General features: G+C 61.2%; 13 protein-coding genes. 12 read left to right on the top strand and 1 reads right to left on the bottom strand.

What is annotated here, in order from left to right:
• Positions 1–225: 225 nt before the first annotated feature.
• The 6 genes from carA (at position 226) to DW123_RS09780 (ending at position 7866) form a co-directional block, all read left to right on the top strand.
• Positions 226–1731 (top strand): glutamine-hydrolyzing carbamoyl-phosphate synthase small subunit, encoded by a 1506-nt coding sequence (gene carA, locus DW123_RS08455; protein ID WP_233505199.1) that lies wholly within the window; start codon positions 226–228, stop codon positions 1729–1731.
• Between the two features lie 98 nt (positions 1732–1829).
• A complete protein-coding gene (gene carB, locus DW123_RS08450; protein WP_118273625.1) occupies positions 1830–5144 on the top strand; it encodes a carbamoyl-phosphate synthase large subunit in 3315 nt (1104 codons plus the stop codon).
• A gap of 742 nt (positions 5145–5886) precedes the next feature.
• Positions 5887–6351 (top strand): 5-(carboxyamino)imidazole ribonucleotide mutase, encoded by a 465-nt coding sequence (gene purE / locus DW123_RS08445; RefSeq protein ID WP_006235810.1) that lies wholly within the window; start codon positions 5887–5889, stop codon positions 6349–6351.
• A 35-nt stretch (positions 6352–6386) separates the two neighbouring features.
• The gene (locus DW123_RS08440; protein ID WP_117734786.1) at positions 6387–7382 is read left to right on the top strand and encodes a class B sortase; all 996 of its coding nucleotides are present in this window, start codon (positions 6387–6389) and stop codon (positions 7380–7382) included.
• A gap of 64 nt (positions 7383–7446) precedes the next feature.
• On the top strand, positions 7447–7665 hold the full coding sequence (locus tag DW123_RS09785; RefSeq protein WP_233540178.1) for a hypothetical protein: 219 nt from the start codon (positions 7447–7449) through the stop codon (positions 7663–7665).
• Between the two features lie 24 nt (positions 7666–7689).
• Positions 7690–7866, top strand: a complete 177-nt coding sequence (locus tag DW123_RS09780; RefSeq protein WP_233540179.1) for an ABC transporter substrate-binding protein — start codon at positions 7690–7692, stop codon at positions 7864–7866.
• Between the two features lie 90 nt (positions 7867–7956).
• On the opposite strand, the gene DW123_RS08430 is transcribed toward DW123_RS09780, so the two are convergent.
• Complete coding sequence (locus DW123_RS08430) at positions 7957–9186, bottom strand: putative ABC transporter permease (RefSeq protein ID WP_117743346.1); 1230 nt, start codon at positions 9184–9186, stop codon at positions 7957–7959.
• A 285-nt stretch (positions 9187–9471) separates the two neighbouring features.
• On the opposite strand from DW123_RS08430, the gene DW123_RS08425 reads away from it, so the two are divergent.
• The 6 genes from DW123_RS08425 to DW123_RS08400 all read left to right on the top strand — a co-directional run bounded on the left by DW123_RS08425 (position 9472) and on the right by DW123_RS08400 (position 15564).
• Positions 9472–11142, top strand: a complete 1671-nt coding sequence (locus DW123_RS08425; RefSeq protein ID WP_117743345.1) for an amidophosphoribosyltransferase — start codon at positions 9472–9474, stop codon at positions 11140–11142.
• A gap of 157 nt (positions 11143–11299) precedes the next feature.
• Positions 11300–12403, top strand: coding sequence for a phosphoribosylformylglycinamidine cyclo-ligase (gene purM / locus DW123_RS08420; RefSeq protein WP_117743344.1), 1104 nt, complete (start codon positions 11300–11302; stop codon positions 12401–12403).
• Positions 12393–13094 (top strand): phosphoribosylglycinamide formyltransferase, encoded by a 702-nt coding sequence (gene purN / locus DW123_RS08415; RefSeq protein WP_117743343.1) that lies wholly within the window; start codon positions 12393–12395, stop codon positions 13092–13094. Before purM ends, purN begins: the two co-directional genes overlap by 11 nt.
• Before the next feature lie 152 nt (positions 13095–13246).
• Positions 13247–13711: a PTS sugar transporter subunit IIA gene (locus DW123_RS08410; protein WP_117743342.1), complete on the top strand. Its 465-nt coding sequence runs from the start codon at positions 13247–13249 to the stop codon at positions 13709–13711.
• Between the two features lie 134 nt (positions 13712–13845).
• A complete protein-coding gene (locus DW123_RS08405) occupies positions 13846–15066 on the top strand; it encodes a peptidylprolyl isomerase (RefSeq protein WP_117743341.1) in 1221 nt (406 codons plus the stop codon).
• A gap of 54 nt (positions 15067–15120) precedes the next feature.
• Positions 15121–15564, top strand: coding sequence for a GatB/YqeY domain-containing protein (locus DW123_RS08400; protein ID WP_117743340.1), 444 nt, complete (start codon positions 15121–15123; stop codon positions 15562–15564).
• Positions 15565–15728: the final 164 nt, after the last annotated feature.

Below are 15728 nucleotides of genomic sequence, written 5' to 3'. Positions count from 1 at the left end.
TCAATCAGACAAAACGCTAGCGCTAGCAGCCGAGGCAGCTAAAATAGCCCCGTCCCAAAAAGACTACCCGATGGCGGTTGTGAATCATTATGCATGGGGAGTCATAATTATCATTTTGTAAACAATTCTATGAAATTAACGCCATAAGTGATGCTTGCGGTTACAATACCGCGAGGCCTAACTACACACCTTTAAGCCGGTCCTGTGAGACCGGGAAGGAGAACTATGGCGAACAACCATACCGCGGGCGCTGCCGCCCGCACCTTCGCGCCCAGCGAGCTTTGCCAGCGTATGCTGGCCAAAACCAGCAAGGGCACCTGCGGTCCCTGCATCCTGTATCTTGAGGATGGGACCATTTTTTATGGACGTGCATGCGGCGCCGAGGGCACCGCGACCGGCGAAGTCTGCTTCAATACCTCGCTCGAGGGCTACTTTGAGGTTATGACCGACCCGAGTTATGCCGGCCAAATCGTAACCATGACCTATCCGCAGATCGGTAACTACGGCATCGACGAGACCGACGTCCAGTCGGCCTTCCCCGGCGATACCGCTCGCCCCGCGAGCGCTCCCGCCATGCGCGGCATGATCGTCCGCGACATGTGCACCACGCCTTCTAACTGGCGCTCGGCCGTCAGCGTGCCGGAGTACCTGCGCGCTCACGGCATCGTCGCTATCGAGGGTGTCGACACCCGCGCTCTGGTGCGCCATCTGCGCGACAATGGTTCCAAGATGGGCATTATCTCGACCGAGATCTTCGACGTCGACGAGCTTGCCGAGCGTCTGGCCGCAGCGCCCACACTGGTGGGCGAGAATTTGGTCAAGACCGTAAGTTGCCCTGAACCCCACGTCTTTGCCGCGAGTGACCTGCCTGCCACGCATGACTTTGCGCTTGCGGCTGCCGCTCCTGCCCGTCACAAAGTGGTCGCCTACGACTGCGGTGTCAAGCGCGGCATTCTGGAGGGCCTGGTCCGTGCCGGCTGCGACCTTACCGTCGTGCCGTGGGATACGCCCGCGAGTGAGGTGCTCGACATGAATCCCGACGGTGTCTTTTTGTCCAATGGTCCCGGCGACCCCGACGCCGTGGTGGAGACCTATGAGCAGGTGCAGCAGCTGATCGGCAAGGTGCCGGTCTTTGGCATTTGCCTGGGTCATCAGATGATCAGCCTGGCCTGCGGCGCCCAGATGGAAAAGCTTAAGTTCGGTCACCGCGGTGGCAACCAGCCAGTCATGAACCTGGTAAGCCGTCGCGTGGAGATTACCGCGCAAAATCATGGCTTTGGCCTGCTGTTCCCCAGCTTGGGCAAGCTTGTCCCCGAGCTTTCCGGCGGCGAGACCGAGCATGCGGCCGATGGAGATCTGCGCGTCTGGGTGCGCCGCGGCATCGCGCCGGTCGTGATGAACGAGCGCTTTGGCCGCATTCGCCTGACGCATGTGAACCTTAACGACGGCACCGCCGAGGGCATCCAGTTGCTCGACGCCCCGTGCTTCTCGGTCCAGTACCACCCCGAGGCCTCGCCTGGCCCCACCGATGCCCACTATCTCTTTACCGCCTTTACGCGACTCATGGACGGCGAGGAGAACTACCTGGACATCGACACCGCGAAGGACCGCCTTGCCGGTTGGAATTTCGCCGACGATGGTTCCGCCGTTCTGCCGAACGGCGGACCGATCGACGCTGCGGCTGCATCTGGCACATCATCTTGCCGTTCTGCTTCGGACGCGCGGGCATAAGCCCAGCGCGCCCTCGCATCACGGCAACCTGATGCACCAGCTGCACCCTCGCTGACTTTTCCAAAACATTGAGTCAGCCTCTCTAGGAGGTTTTAAACATGCCGAAACGTACTGACATCAAGCGTATCCTCGTTATTGGTTCGGGTCCCATCGTCATTGGCCAGGCCTGCGAGTTCGACTACTCCGGCGCCCAAGCCTGCAAGGTGCTCAAGGAGGATGGCTTTGAGGTCATCCTGGTTAACTCCAACCCGGCGACTATCATGACCGACCCGGGTCTTGCCGACCGCACCTATGTCGAGCCCATCACCGCCGAGTTTATCGAGCGCGTGATCAAGAAAGAGCGCCCGGACGCGCTGCTGCCCACGCTGGGTGGCCAGACCGGTCTGAACGCCGCCGTCGAGCTGGCGAAAGACGGCACGCTGGACAAGTACGGCGTCGAGATGATCGGTTGCGACCTTGCCGCCATCGAGCGCGGCGAGGACCGCAAACTCTTTAACGAGGCCATGGCCGAGATTGGCCTGGAGGTCGCGCGCTCGGGCTATGCCTACAGCGTGGCTGACGCCGAGGCTATCGCCGAGCGCGTGGGATATCCTTGCGTGCTGCGTCCGAGCTTTACCCTCGGTGGCGCCGGCGGCGGCATCGCGCATACCCACGAGGAGCTCGTCTCCATCGTGAGCCAGGGCCTTGAGCTCTCGCCTGCCCACGAGGTGCTGGTCGAGGAGTCCATCGAGGGTTGGAAAGAGTATGAGATGGAGGTCATGCGTGACCACGCCGGCAACGGCATCATCGTGTGCTCTATCGAGAACCTCGACCCCATGGGTGTGCACACCGGCGACTCCATTACCGTGGCGCCGGCGCAGACGCTCTCCGACCTTGAGTATCAGCGCATGCGTGTCGCCTCGCTCGCCATCTTGGAGAAGATCGGCGTCGAGACCGGCGGCTCCAACGTGCAGTTTGCCGTGAACCCCCAGACCGGCCGCCTGATCGTCATCGAGATGAACCCGCGCGTGAGCCGCTCGTCCGCACTGGCCTCCAAGGCCACGGGCTTTCCCATCGCCAAGGCCGCCGCGCGCCTGGCCGTTGGCTATACGCTCGACGAGATCGTCAACGACATTACCAAGGCAACGCCTGCCTGCTTTGAGCCCACGATTGACTACTGCGTGGTCAAGGTGCCGCGCTTTGCCTTCGAGAAGTTCAAGGGTACCGACCCCACGCTCACCACGCGCATGAAGGCCGTGGGCGAGATTATGGCGATCGGCCGCACCTTCGAGGAAGCCTTTGGCAAGGCCATGCGCTCGCTGGAGGATGGACACCAGGGTATTTGCGCCGGTGGCAAGGAGGGTGCCGATAAGCTGAGCGACAATGAGCTCGCCCAAGCCGTGGCAACCCCGACCGAGCACCGCATCTTCTTTGTGGTCGAGGCCCTGCGCCGCGGCTGGGACATCGCCCAGATCCATGCCATCTGCGGCATCGATCCGTGGTACCTCAACCGCATCAACGACATGGTGCAGGTCCAGGAGAGCATCCGCGGCCTGCGTGTGGAGGACATTGACGCCGACGCGATGCGCCTGCTCAAGCAGTATGGCACGAGTGATGCCGAGATTGCCGCGCTGACCGGCTCGGACGAGCGCTTTGTGCGCGCCTACCGCAAGGGTCTGGGCGTGGTTCCCAGCATGAAGACGGTCGATACCTGCGCTGCGGAGTTCTCGAGCGCCACGGAGTACCACTACAAGACGTACGAGAACATCTATCGCACGAGCCCGGATGCCAAGAAGTGCGTTGCCCCCGACGAGACCACGCCGGCGGACAAGCCCAAGGCGATGATCCTGGGAGCCGGCCCCAACCGTATTGGTCAGGGTATCGAGTTTGACTACTGCTGCGTGCATGCGAGCTATGCGCTGGCGGCTCGCGGTTTTGAGACCATCATGGTCAACTGCAATCCCGAGACTGTCTCGACCGACTACGACACGTCCGACCGCCTGTACTTTGAGCCGCTCACCTACGAGGACGTTATGGACGTCATCGATGTTGAGCGTCCCGACGGCGTCGTGGTGACGCTCGGCGGTCAGACTCCGCTTAAGCTGGCGCGCATGCTCGAGGAGAGCGGCGTGAACATCATGGGCACCAAGCCCGATGCCATCGACTTTGCCGAGGACCGCGAGCGTTTTGCCGCCCTACTCGACAAGCTGGGCATTATGTACCCGCCGGCGGGCCAGGCAACCTCGTTTGAGGAGGCCGAGGCCGTGGCCGCGCACATCGGCTACCCGCTGCTGGTGCGTCCGAGCTACGTGCTGGGCGGCCGCGGCATGATGATCGCCTACGATGCCGAGCATCTGCGCGATTACATGGCCGAGGCCGCGCGCATTAGCCCCGACTACCCGGTGTATCTGGATCGCTTCCTGGAGGGTGCGATCGAGTCCGATGTCGACGCCCTGTGCGACGGCGAGGAGGTCTACATCGGCGGTATCCTGGAGCATATCGAGGAGGCCGGTATCCACTCCGGCGACTCCGCGACGTGCATTCCGCCGTTTAGCTTTAGCGAGAGCCTGCAGGCGAAGCTCCGCGAGACTACGCGCCGCATCGCGATGGCGCTGGGAGTCCGCGGCCTGGTCAACGTGCAGTATGCCATCAAGGGCGAGACCGTCTACGTGATCGAGGCTAACCCGCGTGCCAGCCGTACCGTGCCGTTCATTTCCAAGGCCACCGGCGTGCCGCTGGCCAAGTGCGCGGCGCGTATCATGGCGGGCGATTCCATCGCGAGCCTGGGCCTGCCGAGCGACGAGCGTCAGCTGGACTGGTTCTGCATGAAGGAAGCCGTTATGCCCTGGGGTCGTTTCCCGGGAGCCGACGTTATCCTGGGGCCCGAGATGAAGTCGACGGGCGAGGTCATGGGTATCGCCAAGAGCTATCCCGAGGCATATGCCAAGACGCAGCTGGCGATTGACTACAAGCTGCCCGACCCGAGCTGCGGCAAGGTGTTCATTAGCGTGTGCGACCGCGACAAGCGCCACATCCTTTCGGTCGCCCGTATCCTGCGCTACCTTGGCTTTGATATCTGCTCTACCGAGGGTACGGCGCGCGTGCTGCGCGGCGGCAATGTGACGTGCGAAATCGTGGAAAAGATCAGCGGCCCGCATGACGGCGAGCGTCCCAATATCGGCGACCTTATCGCCGATGGCAAGATTGCGGTGATCATCAACACGCCGTACGGCCCGGGTTCGCGTGGCGACGGCTATCTGTTGCGTACCGAGGCGGTGCGCCGCGGCGTGACCTGCGTGACCGCGATGTCCGCTGCCAACACATACGTGAGTGCCATCGAGGCGGTGCGCGAGGACCAGCAGGGTCACGGCAGCGCCAACGACATGGGTATGGACGTCATCGCCCTGCAGGACCTGCCACAGCACACGGTGTAGTTGACCTGGCCGGCCGGGGCGGGAGGGGCCGAGATTTCCCCCTTTCGCTCCGGCTGCAAGCAGAGTCGCTCAGGAGGAAACTCAGCCCCTCCCGCCCCGGCCTGCGGTGACTTGGCTGCACCGCGTGCTGCCGAAGGGGCTTTGCGCGATGACTGGGGCTAAATAAAAAGTGAGTGTGGGCGCCGTCGTTCATTCGAACGACGGCGCCCACGTTTTGTATGGGGCCTCCTGGCGAATTTTGATTCGCCAGGAGGCCTTTTGCCGGGGGGGTGAAACATACCCTTGGACAGTTGGTTCAGATACGTATTTTTTAGAGGGTGTGTAAAGGCCGACCCGAGTCCGATTGGGCTGAATTTGACTTTCCGAACCGGTGGAGACGCTCAAATAAGGGCGATAAAGGTCATTATGGGGCTCAAAGTGACTTCAAACCACTTTATTAGCTCCAAGAGGCACGGCCAAAAAATACGTATCTGAACTAACTGTCCACTACCCTCCGCAAACCTTTCATTCCAACCTAAATTAGCCAACGTACGTCATAGCAATTCCCGGTAGGTCCCTGGGTGCCCCGCGGCGGGCCGGGTTTATTATCGGAGCGACTTTGCGAAGCAAGGGGAGCGAAGATAAAAACCCGGCCCGCCGCGGGGCACCCGGGGACCGCAGGGACGGGAGCAGCTATACTACTCTCAGTAGTTAAGGGTCGCGGATCCGCCGCGTCATCGCTCTCAACAGGAGGTCTTTGTTTATGGCAGATCAGAAGCCGGTTGTCGGGATCATCATGGGCTCCAAGTCCGATCTGGGCGTTATGGAAGGCTGTACCGCCGAGCTCGAGGCGCTCGGTGTGCCCTATGAGCTCGTCATTGCAAGCGCGCACCGCACGCCGGCGAAGGTCCACGAGTGGGCTTCGACTGCTGCCGACCGCGGCATCAAGGTGATTATTGCTGCTGCCGGCAAGGCTGCTCACCTGGGCGGTGTCGTGGCTGCGTTTACGCCGCTGCCGGTCATCGGCGTGCCTATGAAGACGAGTGACCTGGGCGGCATGGATTCGCTGCTGTCGATGGTGCAGATGCCTTCGGGCGTGCCCGTGGCCTGTGTGGCCATCAACGGTGCCAAGAACGCCGCCATCTACGCCACGCAGATTCTGGGCGCATGCGACCCCGAGTACCGCAAGGTTATCGAGAAGATGAAGCAGGAGATGGCCGACGCCTAGGCGTTCCGCCGTTTCACCGCAGTATAAGGAGAGCCATGTCCGACTATCAGGGAAAACGATTCAAGGTTTCTCAGATTCCCGATCCGTCGAAGCCGGGTGCTGCCCGTGCGGCACAGCAGGGTCGGACATCCTCTCCTCAGCAGCCGCGCGCGCCGCGTCCCGTAACGCCGACATCCCATCGTCGTCAGGATACGCCGGCTGCGTATCGTCCTTCGTCTTATAGCACCGCTAAGAAGCCGCCCCTGTCTTCATCGCATGCCACGCCGTCGGATTACACCGAGCCGCCGCGCAAGAAACGCCGGTCCGTCATTCCCATTCTGCTCATCATTATCGGTATCGGTCTGATCGTTGCCGCTGCCGCCATCTTTATCGATGCGCAGATTGGCTACAAACAGGCGAGCGAGTCGTATCAAAAGATCGAACGGCAGTATAGTGATAAGGACGCTAGCGGCGTGCCGATTATCGATTTCAATGCTCTTGCCCAGACAAATCCCGAGGTCGTCGGTTGGATTTACGTACCGGGCACCAACATTAACTATCCCGTAGTGCAGGCTACTGATAATTCCAAGTACCTCAACACGTTGTTCGATGGCACGTCCAACGCATCGGGTGCCATCTTCTTGGATTACGAGGACACTGCGCCCGGCATGGTGGATCAGCAGACTACGATCTATGGTCACCACATGAACGACGGATCGATGTTCAATGTGATCTCGGACACGACCGATCAGGCGACGTTCGACAGCATAGAGTGCGTGTATTACATCACGCGCGATGCGACGTATAAGCTGCGTCCGCTGGCGACCAAGGTCGTTGAGGATACGTACTCCAAGGCGCGCGCGGCCAATTTTGAGGGCGATGACGGGCTCAAGAACTACCTGTCCGAGATGCTCGACGGTGCCTCTGCCGTGGCGAGCGATGCCACCGATCGCGCCGCCTCGGCAACCAAGGTCTTGACGCTCGTGACCTGTCGTTCGTTATCGCTGAGCAACACGCGTGCCGTCATGGTGCTCACGCCGGTCGAGGAGTAGATTATCCAGGGGTAGCTAAAAGAGCCCCGTCCCAAATTAGCTACTCGCTGACGGTAAGGGAGAAATGATGCTTGAAAGTGGCAAAACGATGCCTTCGGTTGATGCTTGGCTGCGTGAGGCTAAGGCCGATGCTTCGGCGGCTGGCTGCGGCATGTACCTGACACACAACGGTGTGGTGCGTGCGACGCCCAAGGCCGAGGTGCGCGGAGTCGAGACCGATGGCGTGGCGCCTGGGCATAAGGTGGGCGGCATGGTGTTTGGCTTCGATACTCAGAAGGTGTAGGCTGCTATCGAGGCCACGCGCGCGATGCCGGGTATCGGCTATGTGCGCGTGTGGCTGGCAAGCGGCGAGCTTACCGTGGGCGACGACATCATGCTCGTGCTCATTGGCGGAGACGTTCGTCCGCACATGGTCGATGCCCTGCAGTCGCTTGTCGGCACCATCAAAAATGAGTGTGTGAGTGAGGTCGAGCGCGAGGCGTAGAGGCTTGCGTCGACAGAAGGCTCGTTTATAAAAATGCCCGCCGGTACGTGTGATACCGGCGGGCATTTTGCGTTTTGGGCGCGGTGGGCGCTACACGCGCGTCGCATCCTTGGGGCTCATGGTCATGCTCTGGAAACGATTTTCCATATACTCATTATCGAAGTACGTGCCGTAGAACTGCGCAACGGGAATATCGCTGACCGTGCCGTTGACGCGCTGGTACCAGTAATCGAGCGACTGCAGCGTCATGACGCCGTCGACCAGCATGATGATGGTGAAGATGACGGTAGCGGAGTAGCGGCTCTTCCACGGAATCATGTTGATGAGATTGAGCAGCCTCGGCAGCAGCAGCTTGATCCAGATGAGGCCACCCAGGCCCCACAGGCAGGCAAAGCCCGTGCAGGTGCGTCCGCCGGTAAGGACGGCGAGTGGGTCGGGCATGCCAAAGAGCTTCATGTGCGAGTAGTTCCACGAGACCACACCGAACGAGGTCTGCATAAACCAGCCCACGAACACCTCAAAGCTTGCGCCGAGCAGGGCACTCACCAAAAAGATAATGATGGGGTTCTTTTTGTAGAAGCGGTTGAGCACCATGGTCATGAGTACGGCGCCAAATCCGTAGATGGGGCTGAAGGGACCAAACAGCATGCCGGCGCGGTTCTGGTAGACGCCCGGGTCGTCGACCGTCATATGCCAGATGTCCTCCAGGATCAGGCCGAGTACGCAGCAGACAAAGAATACCCAGAACAGGTTGAAGTAGTTGAGCTTGATGTAGCCTTCGCCGGTCTCATCGCGGCCGAGCATGCCCTCGGCGGCGGCGTCGCGATCGAGCATCTCCTGCAGGCGGCGCTGCAGCTCGCGCTCCTGACGAAGCGTGGGGTCGACGGTGGCCGAAAGCGCGACGAGGATGCCGAGCTGGATGGCGGGGCGCAGCAAGAACGGCCCGATACCCTGGAGCATCACGTCGACCAAAAGCTCAACGACGGTAAATGCGATAAGGATATAGGACAGGCGCGCGGCGTTGCGGCGCTGGTTTTTGATAAGGTCCAGGCCAAAGATGATCAAGATGACCGCGCTCGCCGCCGAGAGCATGATGCCGGCGACGATAAGGCCGACCGCGACGAGCGTGTTGTCGCCGAGCTTGGCGGCGGTGTTGCCGGTGATGAGCGCGGTGATGACCTGCCACATAAAGGCGGCGACCGACGGGAGCGTGCCCACGCCGGACAGAATGCACAGGGCGGCGTACACCTTAATGATCAGGGGGATCTTCTTGACCTCTGTGGCGCTGGGGACGCTGGGGTCGAGCTCATTTCGATCCATACATAACCTTTCTCGCTTTGTTGCAGGTTATAAGGATACGCCGCCGACCTGCCAAAAGACAGGACAAACGACCCAATTGCAACTTTGTAATCCCCAACGGTGGACACGGCGGCCATCTGGGGGAGCGGGCGCTTGCGCTGGACAGACCGATAAAATGTTTGGCTACAAAACTGATTATTAGCTCGGTGGGCTTTTAAAAAGCGCTGTTCATGCGCGGGAGTGCTTGTCCTGCCGTGCGTATAATAAGGTGGGTAACGCCAAAATACGAGGCTCTGAGGGGATGCCATGTCTCAAGAAACCATCCGCGCGGCCGAGCGTGCCGCGGGACAGGTGAACACCATGTCGACGTATGATCCGGACTCCGACCAGCTGCATGAGGAATGTGGCATTTTCGGCGTATGGGCGCCCGATCGCGACGTGGCTCGACTGACGTACTTTGGCCTGCGTGCGCTGCAGCACCGTGGCCAGGAATCGGCGGGAATCGCCGTGGGTGACGGCGGCACGGTTATGGTCCGCAAGGATCTGGGCCTGCTCGACCGCGTGTTCTCCAACGCCGACCTGTCGACGCTCTCCGGCCAGCTGGCCGTGGGCCACGTGCGCTATGGCACCGCCGGTGCCAAGAGCTGGGAAGCCTCTCAGCCGCATCTTTCTACCATCAACAGCGTCATTATCGCGCTTGCTCACAACGGCACGCTGGTCAACACCGACGAGCTGCGCCGCCAGCTGATCGAGCTGGGCGTGCCGTTCCTCTCCAATTCGGATTCCGAGGTCGCGACCAAGCTCATCGGCTACTTTACTCAGCGTACAGGCCATCTGCGCGAGGGCATTCGTAAGACCATGGAACTCGTGCGCGGCGGCTACGCCATGACGCTCATCAATGAGCAGGCGCTCTATGCCTTCCGCGACCCGCACGGCATTCGCCCGCTGGTGCTGGGCAAGCTCGTGGACGAGGGCCTGGACCAAGCCGATGCCGCATCCGTTTCGCAGCTGCCGTCGCAAGACGACGCCGCGACGGTCGACGCCACCACCCATGTCACGCGCGCTGGCGGCTGGGTCGTTGCCTCGGAGACCTGTGCGCTCGACATCGTGGGTGCCGAGTACGTCCGTGATGTCCGCCCCGGTGAGATTTTGCGCATCAGCGCCGAGGGCCTGGTATCCGAGCAGGGCGTACCTGCAGCCGAAGAGCCTGCCAACTGCATCTTTGAGCAGGTCTACTTCGCCCGCCCCGACTCCATCATGAACGGCAAGAGCGTCTACGCCTGCCGCTACGACATGGGTCGCCAGCTGGCACACGAGGAGCCCGTCGAGGCTGATCTGGTCATCGGCGTGCCCGACTCCGGCCTGCCGCCCGCGGAGGGGTATTCGCACGAGAGCGGCATTCCCTTTGGCGAGGGCCTCATCAAGAATCGCTATGTGGGCCGTACGTTTATCGAGCCCACGCAGGAGCTGCGCGCCATGGGCGTGCGCATGAAGCTCAACCCGCTGCGCGACAACATCGAGGGCAAGCGCCTGGTCGTCATCGACGACTCCATCGTGCGCGGCACCACCATGGTGCAGCTCGTCAAGATGCTGCGTAACGCCGGCGCCAAGGAGATTCACATTCGCATCAACTCGCCCGAGGTCATTTGGCCGTGCTTCTACGGCATCGATACCGACGTGCAGTCGCAGCTCATCAGTGCCAACAAGACGGTCGATGAGATCTGCGAGTACATTGGCGCCGATTCGCTGGCCTTCCTTTCGGTCGAGGGCCTGCTGAAGGTCATGCCCAAGGGCGGCTATTGCGATGCATGCTTTACCGGCCGCTATCCCGTGGCGATTCCCGAGAGCTTTGGCCGCGACAAATTTATGGAGGGCTTTAAGCCCCGCAACCTGGACAAGCCGCTGCACTTTGACGACGACGCCGTGGTCGAGAAATACGACGACCGCAGCTGGGAAGAGGAACACGGCGAGGCCTAAAGCCTGCCAAAAAGGGACAGGTTTATTTTGGTAGGTTTTACCTGCTGTTTTGTTGATATGGCGGCGCGTGCTGTTATGGCGCGCGCCGAAATGAACGCAACTATGAGCACCGTTTGGCGCCCGCGCGGCGCCACGGTAATGGGAGAGGAAGGCTCAGATGAGCGACAGCAAGCATGTGACGTATGAGGATGCCGGCGTCGATACCGCCGAGGGCGGCCGCGCCGTCGACGCGATTAAGCAGATGGTCAAGGACACCAATCGCCCCGAGGTTATCGGCGGCATTGGCGGCTTCGGTGGCCTGTTCTCGGCTGCCGCGCTTAAGGATATGGAAGACCCGATCCTGATCAGCGGCACCGACGGCGTGGGCACCAAGCTCGTGCTCGCCCAGATCATGGACCGTCACGAGACGGTGGGCCAGGACCTGGTCGCTATGTGCGTCAACGACATTCTGGCTTCGGGCGCCGAGCCGCTGTTCTTCCTGGACTACGTTGCCATCGGTCACATCGAGGCCGAGCACATGGCAAAGATCATCAAGGGCGTGGCCGATGGCTGTAAGCTCGCGGGCTGCGCGCTTGTGGGCGGCGAGATGGCCGAGCACCCGGGCGTCATGGCCCCCGCCGATTACGACCTCGCCGGCTTTACCGTGGGTGTCGTCGACCGTCCCAAGATGCTCGACCCCGCAAACGTCCGCCCGGGCGATGTAATCCTGGGCCTGCCTTCCACCGGCGTGCACTCCAACGGCTACTCGCTCGTGCGCAAGGTCATCGGCGTCGACGGCATTAAGCCGGGCACGCCCGAGGCCGCCGCTAAGGCCGAGGAGCTGAGCCGTCCGCTCGAGGAGCTCGGCGGCGCATCGCTCGCTGACGCCCTGCTCGCTCCCACGCGCATCTACGTCAAGCCGATTCTTGAGCTGCTGCGCGGCGGCGCTCCGGTGCACGCGATTGCCCACATCACCGGCGGCGGTATTACCGAGAACCTCAACCGCGCGCTCGCCGACGACGTCGATGCCGTGGTCACCCGCAATGGCGCTGAGATGGGCTGGGACGTTCCGCCCGTCATCACCTACGTGTCGCGCCAAGCCGAGCTCGCGCCCGACGAGGCATGCAAGACCTTCAACATGGGCGTTGGCCTGTGCCTGATCGTCGCCCCCGAGGACGAGGCCGCGGTTACCGAGGCCCTGGTCGCGCTGGGCGAGAAGCCGTTCCGCGTAGGCGAGTGCGTCGAGGGTTCCGGTAAGGTCGTGTACTCCGATGAGCGCTAACGAGCAGATGGCTGCCGCCGAGGGCCTGGACTTTGTGCCCTATGCCCGTCCGACCGGCACCGATACGGACGAGCCGCTCAAGATCGGTGTGCTCATCAGCGGTTCGGGTACCAACCTGCAGGCGCTGATCGACCTGATCGCCGCTGGCAAGCTCAATGCTTCGATTGAGCTGGTGGTCTCGAGCCGTCCTTCGGCCAAGGGCCTGCAGCGTGCCGAGCGTGCGGGCATTCAGACGCTGACGCTTTCCAAGGATGTCTATGCCGACCCTATTGCCGCCGACGAGATCATTGCGCACGAGCTGCTCGAGCGCGGCTGCGAATATGTGGTCATGGCTGGCTACATGCGCATGGTCCGCACGCCCCTGCTGGCGGCGTTCCCCAACCGCGTGGTAAATCTGCATCCGGCGCTGCTGCCGAGCTTTACCGGCGCGCATGCGATCGACGATGCCTTTGCGCGCGGCGTCAAGGTGACCGGTGTGACCGTGCACTTTGCCAACGAGATCTACGACAACGGTCCCATCATCGCCCAGCGTGCGCTGGCTGTCGAGGAAGGCTGGGACGTCGACACGCTCGAGGAGCACATCCATGCCATTGAGCACGTCCTGTATCCCGAGGTGGTCCAGATGCTCGCCGACGGCCGCGTCCACGTGCTGGAGAGCGGCAAGGTCGCAATTGACGCGCCTCGCGGCTAGCGGCGCACAGTACAATTTATCCGAGTAGTCAGGGTGGTCATTGGCGCCAAGGCGCGCGTGGCCACCTTTTGTTTTAGGTAGTCACCTGCGACGTTCTTGAATGACTAGTCGTTTAAGAACGTCGCAGGTGACTAGGTGAGAGAGGTGAGCGCATGGCGGATAACGAAGCGCTGTTTACGCCTGAGCTGGTGTTTTTTGATTGGGAGTGCGCGACGCCGGATGAGGTGTTTGCGCGGCTCGAGGACGAGCTTGCGCCTCGCGGCTACACTGCGCCCGGTTGGCTCGATGCCGTCCGCATGCGCGAGGATGCCTATCCCACGGGTCTTGCCATGCCGGCGGCAAATATCGCCATTCCACATACCGATCCGGGGTTTGTAGCCAAGCCCTATATCGCGGTGGTAAAGCCCGCCGCGCCCGTGACATTTAACGCTATGGCTGGCATGGGCGCTCCGGTGCCGGCGCAGATCGTCATCAATCTGGGCATCGCCGAGCCGGGCGGTCAGGTCGAGGCCCTGCAGGCGCTCATGAACATCTTTATGGACGCGGATGTCGCGGCCGATGTGCTCGGCCAGACCACACCTCAAGGCATGGTCGACGCCATCCGCCGCCACTTTTAAAGCCGGCACTTGGGGACAGTCCCTAACTGCCGGCAGAAAAGGAACGTCCCCAAGTGCCAGGGTTGCCCCCTTTGTCGCGGGGCCGCGTTGTGACACAATGGCGTTTGTTCGATTCGTGATGCGAAAGGCCAAACATGGCAAATAAGAAAAAGAACTCCGAGGCCGCGCCGACGCCCGAGCAGCAGGCTCGCGCTGCCTCCAACTCTCGTAAGAAGCAGCGCAAGACGTACGTGTCTAAGACCGTCAAGATCGTTCTGGTGGTCATCGGTGTGTTGGCGATGCTGCTTTCCGTCTCGGCCATGGCGTGCTCCGGCCTTATGTCGCAAGCAGAGGATACCTCGGGCTACAAGCTTACCGGCGGTGTGGCTGCCACTATCAACGGCACCAACCTCACCGAGGACACCGTGACCAAGCAGATCATGAGCATGCGCACGTCCTACGGCTACACCAAGGACAAGGACTGGGCGCAGTATCTGGTCGACAACGACCTCACGCCCAAGAAGTACCGCAAGCAACTCATCGACTCCTACACGCAGCAGATTCTGCTTCAACAGGCACAGAAGGAGAACGGCGTGACGGTGTCGGACGAGGAGGTCGAGAAGGCTTGGAAGGACGCGTGCAAGAGCGCGGGCGGTGCCAAGGCCTTTAAGAAGACCCTTAAGACCTACGGCTACACCGAGGACACCTATAAGAGCTCGCTCAAGGAGAGCCTGGCGCAGCAAAAGCTCAAAGATGCCGTGGCGCCCACCAGCAAGCCCAAGGACAGCGAGATCGTCGATTACATCAACGAGAATCTGTCGAACTACAACGATGCCCGCCGCTCGTCGAACATCCTGATCAAGGTCGATTCCGACGCATCCGACGAGGACAAGGCTGCCGCCAAGGCTAAGGCGCAGGAGTGCCTGGACAAGATCAACTCCGGCGAGCTGAGCTTTGAAGACGCCGTGAAGCAGTATTCCGACGACACCGGCTCCAAGGAGAAGAAGGGTGACGTGGGCTGGGACAAGCTCACCACCTTCGTCGACAGCTACCAGGCGGCACTCGAGGGGCTCAACAAGGGCGATGTGAGCGACGTGGTCGAGTCGACGTACGGCTATCACATCATCAAGTGCACCGACTACTTCCATGTCGATAATCAGGTCGATGACATCAACCAGGTGCCCAAGGCCATCAAAAAGTACGTCTCCAACGTGGTGAAGACGCAGGCAGAGAGCACTGCGTATAGCGAGTGGTTGGAGCAGTACAAGAAGGATGCCGACATTACCGTTAACCCCATGCCCAAGGACGTGCCGTACAACGTCAGCCTGAAGGGCGTCACCAAGAGTTCGACCGACGATTCGTCGACGACTGAGTAATCATGGGGCGGCGCTCGTGTGAGTGCCGCCCGCACTATTGAGGAGGGTTTGCAGATGACCAACGAAGAGCTGCAGAAGGAAATGATTGCGGCCATGAAGGCCAAGGACAGGGTTCGCCTGTCTATCATTCGCCAGGTTAAGGCTGAGGTGAAGAACATCGAGGTCAATGAGCGCCGCGACGTGACCGAGGAAGACGTCAACAGCATGATCAAACGTCTGATCAAGCAGACAAGCGAGACGCTGGAGATGTCTATCAAGGCCGGCACCGACCAAGAGCGTACCGACAACCTGACCGAGCAGGTCAAGATTCTGGAGAGCCTGCTGCCCGCGCAGGTTTCGGGCGAGGAACTCGAGGCCCTGATCGAGCAGGTCATCGCCGAGCTGGGCGCCACGTCCAAGAAGCAGATGGGCCAGGTCATGGGTGCACTCGGCAAGGCCACCGGCGGCAACTTCGACAAGCCTGCGGCGGCAAAGATCGTCGGAGCCAAATTGGCGTAATTTGTTACGCGGTTTTACCAAACCGCGTAACGGCTCGACGCTGCAAACCCACACACACGGCAATCTGACGTTCAATTTCAAGGGCGCGACCATAAGGTCTGCGCCCTTTCATTCAAGACTTTAGTCTGCTGGCCGCGCAGCGGCCAGCTTTAAACCACCCGCTA

Origin of the sequence: Collinsella sp. AM10-26, from assembly GCF_003472525.1 — a bacterium.
GTDB lineage: Bacteria > Actinomycetota > Coriobacteriia > Coriobacteriales > Coriobacteriaceae > Collinsella.
The sequence above is the reverse complement of the archived record's forward strand: the minus strand, read 5'-3'. Positions and strand labels throughout refer to the sequence as shown.

Excerpts from the sequence above, each read along its gene's own strand:
- carA (WP_233505199.1), top strand. The coding sequence starts at position 226 with ATGGCGAACAACCATACCGCGGGCGCTGCCGCCCGCACCTTCGCGCCC.
- carB (WP_118273625.1), top strand. The coding sequence starts at position 1,830 with ATGCCGAAACGTACTGACATCAAGCGTATCCTCGTTATTGGTTCGGGT.
- purE (WP_006235810.1), top strand. The coding sequence starts at position 5,887 with ATGGCAGATCAGAAGCCGGTTGTCGGGATCATCATGGGCTCCAAGTCC.
- DW123_RS08440 (WP_117734786.1), top strand. The coding sequence starts at position 6,387 with ATGTCCGACTATCAGGGAAAACGATTCAAGGTTTCTCAGATTCCCGAT.
- DW123_RS09785 (WP_233540178.1), top strand. The coding sequence starts at position 7,447 with ATGATGCTTGAAAGTGGCAAAACGATGCCTTCGGTTGATGCTTGGCTG.
- DW123_RS09780 (WP_233540179.1), top strand. The coding sequence starts at position 7,690 with ATGCCGGGTATCGGCTATGTGCGCGTGTGGCTGGCAAGCGGCGAGCTT.
- DW123_RS08430 (WP_117743346.1), bottom strand. The coding sequence starts at position 9,186 with ATGGATCGAAATGAGCTCGACCCCAGCGTCCCCAGCGCCACAGAGGTC.
- DW123_RS08425 (WP_117743345.1), top strand. The coding sequence starts at position 9,472 with ATGTCTCAAGAAACCATCCGCGCGGCCGAGCGTGCCGCGGGACAGGTG.
- purM (WP_117743344.1), top strand. The coding sequence starts at position 11,300 with ATGAGCGACAGCAAGCATGTGACGTATGAGGATGCCGGCGTCGATACC.
- purN (WP_117743343.1), top strand. The coding sequence starts at position 12,393 with ATGAGCGCTAACGAGCAGATGGCTGCCGCCGAGGGCCTGGACTTTGTG.
- DW123_RS08410 (WP_117743342.1), top strand. The coding sequence starts at position 13,247 with ATGGCGGATAACGAAGCGCTGTTTACGCCTGAGCTGGTGTTTTTTGAT.
- DW123_RS08405 (WP_117743341.1), top strand. The coding sequence starts at position 13,846 with ATGGCAAATAAGAAAAAGAACTCCGAGGCCGCGCCGACGCCCGAGCAG.
- DW123_RS08400 (WP_117743340.1), top strand. The coding sequence starts at position 15,121 with ATGACCAACGAAGAGCTGCAGAAGGAAATGATTGCGGCCATGAAGGCC.